Here is a 14,656-nt window from a genome sequence, read left to right on the forward strand (position 1 = left end):
GGATTTTTTTATGAAAAAAGGTACATTGAAACAGATGTTGGTCATTACGGACGGTGGTTCGAATACAGGTGAAGATCCGGTAGCAATGGCAGCACTAGCTAAAGAACAAGGAATTAGTGTAAACGTTATCGGTGTGATGGAAGAGGACACAATTGATGAGCAAAGCACGAATGAAATAGAAGGCATTGCTATGTCAGGCGGTGGCGTGAGTCAAATTGTTTACGTAAAACAGCTGTCTCAAACTGTTCAAATGGTTACAAGGCAGGCAATGACGCAAACACTTCAAGGCGTTGTAAATAAAGAACTTCAGCAAATTCTAGGTTCATCTAATTCAAGATTAGAAGAGTTATCTCCTGAGAAGCGAGGAGAAATCATGGAAGTTGTTGATGAACTTGGGGAAACGGTTGACTTAGAGATTCTTATTTTAGTTGACATGAGCGGAAGTATGAAAAATAAGCTTCCTACTGTAAAGGAGTCGCTGTTAGATTTATCGTTAAGCTTGAATGCTCGCATGGGGCATAATCAATTTTCAATCTTTTTATTTCCTGGGAAAAAGAAAGATGTAGAGAAGCTAATGGACTGGAATCCAAGATTAGAGTCGCTTTCAACGATTTTTCCGAAACTAACAGCAGGAGGTATTACGCCTACTGGACCGGCTATCAAAGAGGCTACTCATTATTTCACCAAAAAGCGCTCATTGAGAGGGTTGTTAAAAAATAATGAACAATACATTGAAGAATCAGGTATGTAACCTATCTCCGGGAACAGAAATTCAAGGAAAATGGCATCACGTCCATTATAAAATTCTTGAGAAATTAGGCGTGGGGGCAACTGGAGTTGTCTATTTAGTTCAATTAGTAAACGGAACGCTAGCGGCGTTAAAAATAAGCTTTTCCAACATGTCCGTTACAGCAGAAGTGAATGTATTAAAAAAGCTCTCTCAAGTCAAAGACAAAGTGCTAGGACCGCGCTTACTTGATGTAGATGATTGGAGCTATGGTTCTCACGCTCTTTCTTTTTATGTAATGGAGTATGTGAAAGGGCAGCCTCTCCTTTCCTTTATCTCCACAAGAGGGACGGAATGGCTACAAGTATTTGCAAGTCAGCTCTTAACAGACTTAGAAAACCTTCATGAAGAAGGGTGGGTATTTGGTGATTTAAAACCAGAAAACCTGGTCGTAACATCTAACCCCGTAAAAGTTCGATGGATTGACGTCGGAGGAACAACTCTGCAAGGGCGGTCAATAAAAGAGTTTACCGACTTTTATGATCGAGCGCACTGGGGGCTTGGCTCCCGAAAAGCAGAACCAACCTATGATTTGTTTGCTGTATCTATGGTTTTGATTCACGCAGCTTATGGAAAGCGAATTAATAAAACGGACAAACCGGCTGAACAATTAAAACAATTTATATTAACAACAAAGCAGTTGGAACCTTTCGGGGACGTTTTGTATCAAGCGGTTACGGGAAAGTATAAGTCAGCTAAAGAAATGAAAACAGAGGTGTTATCGGTCGAAAAAAGAAGAGGGGCAAAAAGTAAAGGAACAAAGCCTCAAAACGTTCGTCAACCGTCTGCCCCTCGTGTTAAAGTAAAGAAGAAGCGTTCTCACGTGTTAGAGACGCTACTACTTTGTACGTCTGTAATGTTGATTTATATTTTGTATCTATTTATTCAAGTGCTATAAAGTTTGGAGAAATTGTGAAACTTTCCTTATAGTCATTCGTATAAAGTAAATTAATGATACATTATTGCGTGTACATTATAAGGATGAGTCATTCCTATGGAAAAGCAAGTGAACAATTTTATGACAAAACATCAGTTATTATCCGCAGGCTCTACGGTGGTTGTAGGTATCTCTGGTGGTCCTGATTCTTTAGCACTGCTGCATTTCTTATGGAGTCTGAAAGAGCAAAAATCTCTCACGATTATTGCTGCTCATGTTGATCATATGTTCCGGGGCAACGAGTCACAGCAGGATATGGAATATGTGCAGAACTACTGCAAACAATTGAATATTAAATGTGAGGCGAAGCAGATTGATGTTACTGCCTATCAGAAGGAAAGAAAGTTATCTTCTCAAGTAGCAGCCAGAGAATGCCGCTATACATTTTTTACTCATGTTATGAAGAAGCACAAAGCAAATCTTCTTGCATTAGGACATCACGGAGATGATCAGATTGAAACGATGTTAATGCGAATGGTTCGAGGCAGTACGATGAATGGATACGCAGGGATGCAGCCCAAGCGGCCATATGGGGATGGATTTATTATTAGGCCGTTCCTAGCCGTAACGAAAGAAGAAATCAATCGCTACTGTAAGCTACATGGGCTTACCCCTCGGGTTGACCCGAGTAATGAGAAAGATTCGTACACGAGAAATCGGTTTCGTCATTACGTTTTGCCATTTTTAAAGCAAGAAAACGCCGCTGTACATGAAAAATTTCAACAATTTAGCGAGAACTTGCATGAAGATCAAGCATACTTAGAGGAATTAACGACCGATGTGATGAATAAAGTAATGAGAAAGAAATTGCAAAATGAAATTCTCATTGATAGAGATTGTTTTCTAAGGATACGCAAGCCTTTACAAAGGCGTGGTATTCAACTAATATTAAACTATCTCTATAAAGAAATTCCTCCAACCCTTTCCTCAGCGCATGTTGACATGTTAGTAGGATTTTGTGAAAGTGAAAAACCGTCTGGTACGCTTGATTTTCCAAATGGTTTGCGCATTATCCGATCTTACAACGACTGTCTTTTCACCTTTAATGAGGGGAACATCGAGCCATATGAATTTATTGTTCCGATTCCAGGGGTCGTCGAGCTTCCAAATGGTCACCAGCTTATTTGTGAAATACATAATAAAGTCGAAGATATAAAAGGAAACGATGTTTTTCTTTTAGATGAAGCTCACGATTTACAATCATTAAAGGTAAGGACACGAAAAAATGGCGATAAAATGCGAGTAAAGGGCATGAAGGGACATAAAAAAGTAAAGGATATTTTTATCGATGAAAAAATCCCTTTACAATTCAGAGATCATTGGCCGGTAGTGGAAGATAGCCAAGGAACTATTTTGTGGCTACCTGGTTTGAAAAAATCTGCTTATGAACTGCATACACATAAGTCCAGATATGTTATTTTATACTATAAGTAGCGAAAACTTCTAGGAGGCAAGTAAGGAATGAAGCAGGATATTCAAGAAATTTTGATTTCAGAAGAAGAAATACAACAGAAAGTAAAAGAATTGGGTAAGCTATTATCTGAGGAATACGCTGACCGTTTTCCTTTGGTAATCGGTGTATTGAAAGGCGCTATGCCTTTTATGTCTGATCTAATTAAGCGTGTTGATACATATTTAGAAATGGATTTTATGGATGTATCAAGTTATGGCAATGCGATGGTTTCTTCTGGTGAAGTAAAAATCCTAAAAGATTTAGATACATCAGTTGAAGGTCGAGACATTCTTATCTTAGAGGATATTATCGACAGCGGCTTAACGCTTAGCTACCTTGTAGAGTTATTCAAGTACCGTAAAGCTAAGTCAATTAAGATTGTCACACTCTTAGACAAACCAACAGGTCGTAAAGCATCTATTAAAGCAGATTACGTTGGATTTGAAGTACCTGATGCATTCGTAGTAGGGTATGGATTAGATTATCAAGAGAAATATCGTAACCTGCCGTATATTGGGGTTCTTAAACCGCAAGTATACAGCAATTAATAAGCACATATCCAAGTGCAATTTATTGGATAGGATAAATGTTCTATGTTAGTATTGAATACAGTATTTGTTTATCGTGGGAGGAGGTAAGAAATGAATCGGATCTTCCGTAATACCATCTTTTATTTACTTATATTTTTAGTCATTATTGGCGTGGTAAGCTTCTTTAGTGGCTCTAATCAAAAAGCAGAACCAATGAGATACGATACATTTGTTCAACACTTAGACAAAGGTGATGTGAAATCACTCTCTATGAAGCCTGAAAGAGGCGTGTATGTTGTGCAAGGGAAGTTAGATTCTTATAAAAAGGATCAAACGTTCCAAACTTACATCGTAGATGGTGACAAAGCACTTGATCGTATTGACGCTGCTTCCGAAAATAATCAAGTAGAAGTTGATTTTAAACCTGCTGATGAAACAAGCGGCTGGGTAACGTTCTTTACGTCAATCATTCCGTTTGTTATTATTTTCATCCTATTCTTCTTCTTACTAAACCAAGCTCAAGGTGGCGGAAGCCGCGTTATGAACTTCGGTAAAAGTAAGGCTAAGCTTTACAGTGAAGAAAAGAAAAAGGTTAAATTTAAAGACGTAGCTGGTGCAGACGAAGAAAAGCAAGAACTTGTGGAAGTTGTTGAGTTCTTAAAAGATCCTCGTAAATTCGCAGAGCTAGGTGCAAGAATTCCGAAGGGTGTCTTACTTGTGGGACCTCCTGGTACTGGTAAAACATTATTAGCAAGAGCTGTTGCTGGTGAAGCAGGCGTTCCTTTCTTCTCTATCAGTGGTTCAGACTTTGTTGAAATGTTTGTTGGGGTCGGTGCTTCTCGTGTTCGTGATTTATTCGAAAATGCGAAGAAGAATGCTCCATGTATTATCTTTATTGATGAAATCGATGCTGTAGGTCGTCAACGTGGCGCAGGTCTTGGTGGCGGACACGATGAACGTGAACAAACATTGAACCAATTGCTTGTTGAGATGGATGGTTTTGGTGCTAACGAAGGTATCATTATCATTGCAGCAACAAACCGCCCGGATATCTTAGATCCAGCGTTATTACGTCCAGGCCGCTTCGACCGTCAAATTACGGTAGATCGTCCAGATGTAAATGGCCGTGAAGCAGTGCTTAAAGTACATGCTCGCAATAAGCCTTTAGATGAATCAGTAAACTTAAAAGCAATTGCTATGCGTACGCCAGGTTTCTCAGGTGCAGATCTCGAAAACTTGTTAAACGAAGCTGCCTTAGTAGCTGCTAGACAGGACAAAAAGAAAATTGAAATGGTTGACATTGACGAAGCAACAGACCGCGTAATTGCAGGTCCAGCTAAGAAAAGTCGAGTTATTTCTAAAAAAGAACGCAATATTGTTGCTTATCATGAAGCAGGACATACAATTATCGGTGTCGTATTAGACGAAGCTGATATGGTACATAAAGTAACCATTGTTCCACGTGGGCAAGCTGGTGGATATGCTGTTATGTTACCAAAAGAAGATCGCTACTTTATGACGAAGCCAGAGCTGCTGGATAAAATTGTTGGATTGCTTGGTGGTCGCGTAGCTGAGGAAATTATTTTCGGCGAAGTGAGTACAGGTGCTCACAATGACTTCCAGCGTGCAACAAGCATCGCTCGTAAAATGGTAACAGAATACGGTATGAGTGAAAAGTTAGGACCAATGCAATTCGGTCAATCACAACAAGGCCAAGTATTCTTAGGTCGTGATTTACACAGTGAACAAAACTACAGTGATGCGATTGCTCATGAAATTGATAATGAAATCCAACGTTTCATTAAAGAAAGCTATGAGCGTGCGAAGCAGATCTTAACGGAAAACCGTGACAAGTTAGAGCTTGTAGCTCAAACATTGTTAGAAGTAGAAACGTTAGACGCTGAGCAAATCAACCACTTAGTAGATCATGGAACTCTTCCAGACCGTTCTAGTCACGTAACAGATGAAGATGTTAAAGTAAACATCCAAACAAAGACAGACGATGAAGAGCCAAAAGCATAAGACAATAAAAATCAGTGGAGATATTCTCCACTGATTTTTTTAATGGGCAAAAGTTAGGTTGGGTAAAAGGTTTTCATATATATGGTGGATAAGTAGGATATCCACTAGAGAATCGTGTCATTATATTCCTATTTTATCTAGAATATACACGTCTATTTACCAGTTATGGTATGATGGTTTCAGTGTGAATACTGAATTTATATAAAGTGGTGATTGAAATGATTTTTGTATTAGATGTTGGAAATACGAATACGGTATTAGGTGTATACGATGGAGATGAATTAAAGTATCACTGGCGTGTAGAAACAAGCCGTAATAAAACAGAAGACGAGTATGGCATGACAATCAAAGCCTTGCTTGAGCACGTTAGTTTATCTTTTAAAGATATTCATGGTATTATTATTTCCTCTGTTGTTCCTCCTATTATGTTTGCATTGGAGAGAATGTGTCAAAAGTATTTTCATTTAAAGCCGCTTGTTGTTGGTCCTGGAATTAAGACGGGTTTAAATATTAAATATGAAAATCCGCGTGAAGTGGGAGCAGACCGTATTGTAAATGCTGTTGCTGGAATTCAGCTATACGGAAGCCCTTTAATTATCGTTGATTTTGGTACCGCAACCACGTATTGCTATATTGATGAAAATAAGCAATATATGGGTGGTGCGATTGCCCCTGGTATTAATATTTCAACAGAAGCTCTTTATTCAAGAGCATCTAAGCTTCCGCGAATTGAAATTGCGCGACCAAATAGCATTGTGGGAAAAAATACAGTATCTGCGATGCAAGCAGGTATTTTATATGGATACGTTGGACAAGTAGAAGGAATTGTAGCAAGAATGAAAGAGCAAGCAACAGTAAATCCTAAAGTTATTGCTACTGGAGGACTCGCAACATTGATTGCTAAAGAGTCGGATATTATTGATATTGTGGATCCATTTTTGACTTTAAAAGGATTACAAATAATTTATACAAAAAATATGGAGTAAGAGGTGTATATTATGGGTGACTATTTAGTAAAAGCACTAGCTTACAATAGTCAAGTTCGCGCTTATGCAGTAAAAACAACGGATACAGTTGGAGAAGCGCAGCGCCGTCACTATACATGGCCTACAGCCTCTGCAGCATTGGGACGTTCAATGACTGCGGGAGTCATGATGGGGGCTATGCTAAAGGGTGAGCAAAAGCTAACAATTAAAATTGAAGGCCGCGGCCCAATTGGCGTTATTTTAGTAGACAGCAATGCTAAAGGGGAAGTGCGTGGATATGTAACGAATCCACAAACGCACTTCGATTTAAATCAGCATGGGAAATTAGATGTAGCACGTGCTGTAGGTACAGATGGCACGCTAAGTGTCGTAAAAGATATCGGAATGCGTGATCAATTTAACGGACAAGTACCTATTGTATCGGGAGAATTAGGAGAGGATTTCACGTATTATTTTGTGACATCTGAACAAGTCCCATCTTCAGTAGGTGTAGGTGTACTTGTTAACCCTGATAACACGATCTTAGCTGCGGGCGGATTTATCATTCAACTTCTGCCAGGAACAGATGATAAAACGATTACAGCTATTGAACAACGCTTACAGACGATTGAGCCAATTTCAAAACTGATTCAAAAAGGTCTTTCTCCTGAGGAAATCTTAGAAGAAGTTCTTGGAAAAGAAAATGTGAAGTTTCTGGAGACAATGCCTGTAGAGTTCAAATGTCAGTGCTCAGAAGAAAGAATTGCCAATGCTATTATCAGCTTAGGACAAGAAGAGATTCAATCGATGATTGAGGAAGACGGCCAAGCTGAAGCCCAGTGTCATTTCTGTAATGAGACCTATCGTTTTGATAAAAAGCAGCTTGAAGAAATGAAAGAACAAGCAATCTAAATGAAATAAAAGATTCTTAAAAGGCGTCATTTTATAAATGAGCGCCTTTTTTTATAGATATTAAGTTCTATTCCTGTATATATTGATCTAAAAATATAACAAAATTAGGTAAATGGAAAGACAAAATGATTGACAATTTAGAAAACATCTGATAAATTGTATACAAAATCAATAAAATTAGTTGGTATTAGGAGTGGTCATATGGCACGTATTGCAAATTCAATTACAGAGTTAATTGGTCAAACACCAATCGTAAAACTAAACCGTCTAGTTGAAGAAGATATGGCGGATGTATATTTAAAATTAGAATTTATGAACCCAGGAAGCAGCGTAAAAGATCGTATCGCATTAGCAATGATTGAAGATGCGGAAGCAAAAGGTGTGTTAAAACCTGGCGACACAATCATTGAACCAACAAGTGGTAACACAGGAATTGGCTTAGCAATGGTAGCTGCAGCAAAAGGATACCGTGCTATTTTAACAATGCCTGAAACGATGAGTATTGAGCGTCGTAATCTGCTTCGTGCGTACGGTGCAGAGTTAGTGTTAACACCAGGTCCAGAAGGAATGAAAGGGGCGGTTAATAAAGCAACTGAGCTTGCAAAAGAGCACGGCTACTTTATTCCTCAGCAGTTCCAAAACGAGGCGAACCCAGAAGTGCACCGTCAAACAACGGCTAAAGAAATTATCGAGCAGTTTGGCGATCAGCTAGATGGATTTGTAGCAGGTATCGGTACTGGCGGTACTATTACAGGTGCTGGTGAAGTGTTAAAAGAAAAGTACCCAAATATCAAAATTTATGCGGTAGAGCCAGCTGATTCTCCGATTTTAAGCGGTGGTCAACCAGGACCTCATAAAATTCAAGGAATTGGTGCAAACTTTGTTCCGGATACGCTTAACACGGAAGTATATGACGAAGTTGTCGCTGTCCAAAACGACCAAGCTTTTGAATATGCCCGTAAAGTAGCAAAAACAGAAGGTGTACTAGTAGGTATCTCTTCTGGGGCTGCGATTTATGCTGCGTTAAAGGCTGCAAAACAGCTTGGAAAAGGTAAAAAAGTGTTAGCGATTATTCCAAGTAACGGTGAGCGTTACTTAAGTACTCCGTTGTTCCAATTCGAGGAACAAACACAAGCATAAAAACGATAAAAAAACAGCTTCTATATGAAGCTGTTTTTTTTCATCTGAGAATCATGTAAAATGAAAGCAGGTGATTTATTTTTAGGAGAGTGAACAAATGCAGCAAAGAATGACTTGGGGCGAATCTATTTCTATCTCTAAAAACCAATGGTTCAAAAAATATCAAGAGTTGTCAAAAGAGGAACCGAATCATATCCTGCTTGAAAGCGGTCGAGGCGGAAAGTTTCAAATGATGGGATTAAAACCTGTAGCCATTTTGCGAGGCGAACAAAACGAGCTTCATATCAAAACGGATGGCCAAGCTACTGTTCAAAAAGGTAATCCGCTTCATCTTATGCGAGACTGGGTGAAGAAGTTTGAAGCAGAGGTGAATCCAGATCTTCCTCCTTTTCAAGGTGGAGCAATTGGCTTTATTAGCTATGATTATATCCGCTATGTAGAAACCATACCTGATCTTGCTGAAGATTCATTGAAAACGCCGGACGTTCATTTCCTTATTTTCGATGACGTATTTGTATACGATCAAGAAAAGGAAAAGCTCTGGATTATCGTTAATGACGAAGCAGATTGTAAAGAGAAGGCACATAAGCGTATTGATCAATACAAAAAGGACTGGATGGAGGCAAGTACTGAAGGACTCTCATATGAGTGGATTCATCGTGTTGCCGAAAAGAGTGAGGTTTCGATGTCTGAAGCTGCTTTTTCAGATGCTACAACTCGCGTACATGAGTACATCGGGCAAGGCGATGTGTTTCAAGTGAACTTATCTGTTCGACAGTCTCAACAGCTTCAAACTCATCCTATGCATATCTACGAACAGGTACGAAAAATCAACCCGTCTCCTTACATGTCTTATATGCAGACAGAAGAATTTCACATTGTGAGCTGTTCACCAGAACTATTAGTGAAAAAAGCCGGTGATGAAATCAGTACGAGACCGATTGCGGGAACGCGCTCTCGAGGTAAGGATGATCAAGAAGACCAACAGTTAGCGGATGAGCTTATTCATAACGAAAAAGAGCGTGCGGAGCACGTGATGCTTGTTGACTTGGAGCGTAATGATCTTGGTAGAGTAAGCGAATATGGTACCGTGCATGTTGACGAGTTTATGGTTATTGAAAAATATTCACATGTCATGCATATTGTGTCTAATGTAAAAGGCAAGCTCGCGCGCAACAAAGATTTTGTAGATATCGTAGATGCGGTTTTTCCTGGAGGAACGATTACTGGAGCACCTAAAGTTCGTACAATGGAAATCATTGAAGAACTTGAACCAGTTCGACGAGGAATTTATACAGGATCGATTGGTTGGATTGGGTTTAATGGAGATATGGAATTAAATATTGCGATTCGCACTATGATTATTCAAGACGGCCAAGCTTATGTGCAGGCTGGTGCGGGTGTTGTGATTGATTCAAATCCGAAACACGAATACAAAGAATCACTGAAAAAAGCAATTGCACTATGGAAAGCAAAAGAGCAGAGCGAAAATGAGCTGAGTGAGGGTGAGTAAAGATGATATTAATGATTGATAATTATGATTCTTTTACGTTTAATTTAGTACAGTATTTAGGTGAGCTAGGGCATGAGCTTCTTGTAAAAAGAAATGATGAAATTACACTTTCTGAAATTGAAGTGCTAAATCCAGATTTCTTGATGATCTCCCCGGGACCTTGTAGTCCTAACGAAGCGGGAATCAGTCTAGAAGCCATCGAGTATTTTGCAGGTAAGATTCCAATATTCGGCGTATGCTTAGGGCATCAGTCGATTGGGCAAGCTTTTGGAGGGAATGTGATTCGTGCGGATAAATTAATGCACGGTAAAACATCTGAAATGCATCATGATGGCCGTACTATCTTTAAAGGTCTTGATAATCCGTTCACGGCAACGCGATATCATTCTTTGATTGTAGAAAAAAGTTCACTGCCGGATTGCTTTGAGATTTCAGCGTGGACAGCAGAAGATGAAATTATGGCGATTCGCCATAAATCATTACCTATTGAAGGAGTACAGTTCCATCCTGAATCTATCATGACTTCTTACGGTAAAGAAATGCTGAAAAATTTTATTGAAACTTACGAAAAAAAGCGAGTGTAATGATATGTATATATACGTAAATGGCGAAGTAAAGCCTGCATCTGAAGCCACTATTTCTCCGTTTGATCACGGATATATGTATGGCCTAGGGCTGTTTGAAACGCTACGAGTTTACGAAGGTCATCCATTTTTAGTGGAAGACCATCTGGATCGACTGCGTAGCAGCTTACGTGAATTAAACATTGTATGGGACTACTCTACACAGGACGTGTTGGAAATCATTAATAGTCTGTTAATGAAAAACAATGAGAGGAATGCGTATGTTCGATTAAATATCTCAGCGGGAAATGGCGGAATTGGCTTGCAGGTGGAAGAATACGACAAGCCATCTACAATCGTATATATGAAATCAATGCCTCATCCATCGAGCCCCCTTGTAAAAGAGGGGCTTATTCTTGAGACGAAACGAAATACGCCTGAAGGAACCATGAGGTTAAAGTCTCATCATTATTTAAATAATGTACTAGCTAAGCGAGAAGTTGGTTCAGACTTAAATAAAGAGGGTATCTTTTTAACAAAAGAAGGGTTCTTAGCCGAAGGTATTGTGTCCAATTTATTTTTTGTAAAAGATGATTGTGTATATACGCCGTCTCTTGAAACAGGTATCTTAAATGGAATTACGAGACAGTTTATCTTTACGCTTTTACAAAAGAAAAACATAGAGGTTGTAGAAGGCTTATTTACGGTGGAGCAGCTCTTGGAGGGTGATGAAGCTTTCGTTACAAATTCCATTCAAGAAATCGTACCTCTTCGAAGTATAAAGGATAAGCAGTTTTCAGTAGGAGACCATACGCTGACAGCTCAGTTGCAAAAAGAGTATCGCTCTTACACGATGTCGCTAATGAGTCGACACGAGCTACATGTATAAAAGCGAAAGGAGAGACTAAAGATGGATAAAATTTATGTGAATGATATGCGTTTCTATGGCTATCATGGCGTATTTCCAGAAGAAAATAAATTAGGGCAGCGTTTTCACGTGGATTTAGCTGTGGAACTGAATTTAAAGCAAGCGGGTACTACGGACAATTTAGAATACTCGGTGAGCTATGCAGATTTATACCAAACATGCCAGGAAGTTGTAGAGAAGCGCACGTTCAAGTTAGTTGAAACGGTGGCTGAAACGATTGCATCTGAATTGCTTGCTAATTATGAACTCGTGCAGGCGTGTACAGTAAAGGTATATAAGCCCGATCCGCCAATTCCCGGTTATTATCAATCGGTAGCTATTGAAATTAAAAGGAGCCGTTGAATGACAACAGAAGCATATATTGCATTAGGATCAAATATTGAAAATCGAATGGAACATTTGAAGTCAGGAGTTACTGGCTTGATGGAACACTCTGAGATTAAGGTAGTGGCTGTTTCATCTGTTTATGAAACGGCCCCGGTCGGGTATACGAATCAAGCAAGCTTTTTAAACATGGTAGTAAAAATACAAACAACGTATTCGTCAGAGCACCTTTTAGATTGTTTGCAAGCCCTTGAACAAGCGGCAGGTCGAAAAAGAGAGATTGTATGGGGACCTAGAACCCTTGATTTAGATATCTTACTTTATAGTAATGAAATCATTCATACGGATAGACTGAGCGTCCCTCATCCCCGAATGTTTGAACGAGCGTTTGTGATGGTTCCTCTAAACGAACTAGCTCCATCTCTTATTCTCCCTGTAGCAGAAGAAAAAGTTGAAATCATCACAACACGTTTATCGGATTTAAAAGATGTAAAATTATTTCGAGAGCAAACAACTGGTATACTAGATATGTTCGAAAATAATAGTAATGATTTACATAAGTGAAAATGAATCTTATTAGTTGATTCATTTTTATATTGGCGTAAAGTAGAGTTCATAGTGAAAACTTTGAGATTTGGGTTCGCAGGTTTTTGGTTTATTCGGTAGCTTGTTAGAGAAATCGAAGAAAAAGAGAAGCACAGCAAGAATAAAGCGATTTGACATAGAGAAACGACTGAACCTATAATAATTTTAAAGAAACGTAGTAGTTGCCAGTAAACATGCTGGCCTTTTTTCTGTTTCGGAAAACTTAATTATACGATGGAGATGAGTAAACGATGAGTCATGAAGAATTAAATGATCAATTTCTCGTTCGTCGCGAAAAAATGAGCAACCTACGAGATCAAGGTATTGATCCGTTTGGTCAACGTTTTGAACGTACACATACATCACAGCAATTAATTAGTGAGTATGACGAGTTAACAAAAGAACAGTTAGAAGAAAATGAAGTGCCTGTGTCATTAGCTGGTCGTATTATGACAAAGCGTGGAAAAGGAAAAGCAGGTTTCGCTCACGTTCAAGATTTAACAGGACAAATTCAGCTTTATGTACGTAAAGATGCAATTGGCGAAGAACAGTACGAAATCTTCAGCAGCGTAGATATCGGTGACTTGGTAGGGGTTGAAGGTGTTTTATTCAAAACAAAAGTTGGCGAACTTTCTATTAAAGTAAAAGATTTTACGTTACTAACAAAAGCGCTTCGTCCACTTCCAGATAAATATCATGGTTTAAAAGATATTGAACAGCGCTACCGTCAACGTTACTTAGATTTAATTACAAACCCAGAAAGTAAACAAACATTTATCTCAAGAAGCCGTATTATTCAATCGATGCGCCGTTACTTAGATAATCATGGATATTTAGAAGTTGAAACACCGATGATGCATTCAATCGCAGGTGGAGCAGCAGCTCGTCCGTTTGTGACACACCACAATGCGCTTGATATGGAACTTTATATGCGTATTGCGATTGAACTTCATTTAAAACGTTTAATCGTAGGTGGATTAGAAAAAGTATATGAAATTGGCCGTGTATTCCGTAATGAAGGTGTATCTACACGTCACAATCCTGAATTTACAATGATCGAATTGTACGAAGCGTATGCAGACTACAAAGATATCATGGCTTTAACAGAGAACTTAATTGCACACATCGCGCAAGAAGTACTTGGCACAACAAAGATTCAGTATGGCGATCAAGAGGTAGATTTAACTCCAGAGTGGACAAGACTTCATATGGTCGATGCTATTAAACAATATACGGGCGTAGACTTCTGGGGAGAAACATCTGTTGAAGAAGCTCGTGCTTTAGCGAAAGAACACGGGGTAGAAATCACTGAACATATGCAATATGGACATATTGTAAATGAATTCTTTGAACAAAAAGTAGAAGAGCAGTTAATTCAACCAACGTTCATTTACGGACATCCTGTAGAAATCTCTCCATTGGCTAAGAAAAATGCGGAAGATCCGCGTTTTACTGACCGTTTTGAGCTGTTTATCGTTGCGCGTGAACACGCGAACGCATTTACAGAGCTAAATGATCCAATTGACCAACGTGAGCGCTTTGAAGCTCAGTTGAAAGAGAAAGAACAAGGAAACGATGAAGCACATGAGATGGATGATGACTTCATTGAGGCATTAGAATATGGTATGCCACCTACAGGTGGTCTAGGAATCGGTATTGACCGCCTTGTTATGTTACTAACAAATGCACCGTCAATCCGTGATGTACTATTATTCCCACATATGCGTCAACGCTAAAAAAGAGATGGCTACGGCCATCTTTTTTTAGTTGATAATATTAGAAAATTTAAACTTTTAATTTACCTCTTGTTTTTATGAAATTGATTTGGTATATTTATATCTGTTGCTAACGCGGACAAGCGAAAACAACAAAAAGAAATAAAAAAAGTTGTTGACATTACGTTAATAACTTGATAAGATAGTAAAGTCGCTTAAGAGCGGCGGTTGAACTTTGAAAACTGAACAAAGCGACAAACGTCAACGTTAATTTTTATTTTT

14 protein-coding genes are annotated in these 14,656 nt (G+C 38.9%); all 14 read left to right on the forward strand.

Translation table 11 applies throughout. The features are described 5' to 3' along the window. Nucleotides 1-10: 10 nt before the first annotated feature. A complete protein-coding gene (locus ACFX4E_RS26595; protein ID WP_013054881.1) occupies nt 11-751 on the forward strand; it encodes a VWA domain-containing protein in 741 nt (246 codons plus the stop codon). Further along, on the forward strand, nt 720-1,685 hold the full coding sequence (locus ACFX4E_RS26600) for a protein kinase domain-containing protein (protein ID WP_034654932.1): 966 nt from the start codon (nt 720-722) through the stop codon (nt 1,683-1,685). The genes ACFX4E_RS26595 and ACFX4E_RS26600 overlap by 32 nt, the downstream gene beginning before the upstream one ends. Before the next feature lie 96 nt (nt 1,686-1,781). Next, nucleotides 1,782-3,158, forward strand: coding sequence for a tRNA lysidine(34) synthetase TilS (gene tilS / locus ACFX4E_RS26605; protein ID WP_098334878.1), 1,377 nt, complete (start codon nt 1,782-1,784; stop codon nt 3,156-3,158). Between the two features lie 27 nt (nt 3,159-3,185). Further along, the gene (gene hpt, locus ACFX4E_RS26610) at nt 3,186-3,725 is read left to right on the forward strand and encodes a hypoxanthine phosphoribosyltransferase (RefSeq protein WP_013054884.1); all 540 of its coding nucleotides are present in this window, start codon (nt 3,186-3,188) and stop codon (nt 3,723-3,725) included. A 93-nt stretch (nt 3,726-3,818) separates the two neighbouring features. Further along, nucleotides 3,819-5,729: an ATP-dependent zinc metalloprotease FtsH gene (gene ftsH, locus ACFX4E_RS26615; RefSeq protein ID WP_013054885.1), complete on the forward strand. Its 1,911-nt coding sequence runs from the start codon at nt 3,819-3,821 to the stop codon at nt 5,727-5,729. Between the two features lie 218 nt (nt 5,730-5,947). Next, the gene (locus ACFX4E_RS26620) at nt 5,948-6,715 is read left to right on the forward strand and encodes a type III pantothenate kinase (protein WP_013054886.1); all 768 of its coding nucleotides are present in this window, start codon (nt 5,948-5,950) and stop codon (nt 6,713-6,715) included. A gap of 12 nt (nt 6,716-6,727) precedes the next feature. After that, complete coding sequence (hslO, locus tag ACFX4E_RS26625) at nt 6,728-7,606, forward strand: Hsp33 family molecular chaperone HslO (RefSeq protein WP_013054887.1); 879 nt, start codon at nt 6,728-6,730, stop codon at nt 7,604-7,606. Nucleotides 7,607-7,807: 201 nt separating this feature from the next. After that, nucleotides 7,808-8,746 carry a cysteine synthase A gene (gene cysK / locus ACFX4E_RS26630; protein ID WP_013054888.1) on the forward strand — a complete coding sequence of 313 codons (939 nt, stop codon included), beginning with the start codon at nt 7,808-7,810 and terminating at the stop codon, nt 8,744-8,746. 97 nt (nt 8,747-8,843) lie between these two features. Then, the gene (gene pabB, locus ACFX4E_RS26635) at nt 8,844-10,259 is read left to right on the forward strand and encodes an aminodeoxychorismate synthase component I (RefSeq protein WP_028410341.1); all 1,416 of its coding nucleotides are present in this window, start codon (nt 8,844-8,846) and stop codon (nt 10,257-10,259) included. Nucleotides 10,260-10,261: 2 nt separating this feature from the next. Further along, nucleotides 10,262-10,843, forward strand: coding sequence for an aminodeoxychorismate/anthranilate synthase component II (pabA, locus tag ACFX4E_RS26640; protein WP_013054890.1), 582 nt, complete (start codon nt 10,262-10,264; stop codon nt 10,841-10,843). Nucleotides 10,844-10,847: 4 nt separating this feature from the next. Next, the gene (gene pabC / locus ACFX4E_RS26645) at nt 10,848-11,711 is read left to right on the forward strand and encodes an aminodeoxychorismate lyase (RefSeq protein ID WP_060744944.1); all 864 of its coding nucleotides are present in this window, start codon (nt 10,848-10,850) and stop codon (nt 11,709-11,711) included. A 21-nt stretch (nt 11,712-11,732) separates the two neighbouring features. Continuing rightward, nucleotides 11,733-12,092 carry a dihydroneopterin aldolase gene (gene folB / locus ACFX4E_RS26650; protein ID WP_060744933.1) on the forward strand — a complete coding sequence of 120 codons (360 nt, stop codon included), beginning with the start codon at nt 11,733-11,735 and terminating at the stop codon, nt 12,090-12,092. Then, nucleotides 12,093-12,638 carry a 2-amino-4-hydroxy-6-hydroxymethyldihydropteridine diphosphokinase gene (gene folK, locus ACFX4E_RS26655; RefSeq protein ID WP_098250022.1) on the forward strand — a complete coding sequence of 182 codons (546 nt, stop codon included), beginning with the start codon at nt 12,093-12,095 and terminating at the stop codon, nt 12,636-12,638. A 272-nt stretch (nt 12,639-12,910) separates the two neighbouring features. After that, nucleotides 12,911-14,395, forward strand: a complete 1,485-nt coding sequence (gene lysS, locus ACFX4E_RS26660) for a lysine--tRNA ligase (protein ID WP_013054894.1) — start codon at nt 12,911-12,913, stop codon at nt 14,393-14,395. Nucleotides 14,396-14,656 lie beyond the last annotated feature (261 nt).

Origin of the sequence: Priestia sp. YIM B13491 (genome assembly GCF_042787605.1) — a bacterium.
Lineage (GTDB): Bacteria > Bacillota > Bacilli > Bacillales > Bacillaceae_H > Priestia > Priestia megaterium_E.

Coding starts and splice junctions, on each gene's coding strand:
- hslO (WP_013054887.1), top strand. CDS start 6,728: ATGGGTGACTATTTAGTAAAAGCACTAGCTTACAATAGTCAAGTTCGC.
- hpt (WP_013054884.1), top strand. CDS start 3,186: ATGAAGCAGGATATTCAAGAAATTTTGATTTCAGAAGAAGAAATACAA.
- lysS (WP_013054894.1), top strand. CDS start 12,911: ATGAGTCATGAAGAATTAAATGATCAATTTCTCGTTCGTCGCGAAAAA.
- ACFX4E_RS26600 (WP_034654932.1), top strand. CDS start 720: ATGAACAATACATTGAAGAATCAGGTATGTAACCTATCTCCGGGAACA.
- tilS (WP_098334878.1), top strand. CDS start 1,782: ATGGAAAAGCAAGTGAACAATTTTATGACAAAACATCAGTTATTATCC.
- pabC (WP_060744944.1), top strand. CDS start 10,848: ATGTATATATACGTAAATGGCGAAGTAAAGCCTGCATCTGAAGCCACT.
- ACFX4E_RS26595 (WP_013054881.1), top strand. CDS start 11: ATGAAAAAAGGTACATTGAAACAGATGTTGGTCATTACGGACGGTGGT.
- ACFX4E_RS26620 (WP_013054886.1), top strand. CDS start 5,948: ATGATTTTTGTATTAGATGTTGGAAATACGAATACGGTATTAGGTGTA.
- folB (WP_060744933.1), top strand. CDS start 11,733: ATGGATAAAATTTATGTGAATGATATGCGTTTCTATGGCTATCATGGC.
- folK (WP_098250022.1), top strand. CDS start 12,093: ATGACAACAGAAGCATATATTGCATTAGGATCAAATATTGAAAATCGA.
- pabB (WP_028410341.1), top strand. CDS start 8,844: ATGCAGCAAAGAATGACTTGGGGCGAATCTATTTCTATCTCTAAAAAC.
- cysK (WP_013054888.1), top strand. CDS start 7,808: ATGGCACGTATTGCAAATTCAATTACAGAGTTAATTGGTCAAACACCA.
- pabA (WP_013054890.1), top strand. CDS start 10,262: ATGATATTAATGATTGATAATTATGATTCTTTTACGTTTAATTTAGTA.
- ftsH (WP_013054885.1), top strand. CDS start 3,819: ATGAATCGGATCTTCCGTAATACCATCTTTTATTTACTTATATTTTTA.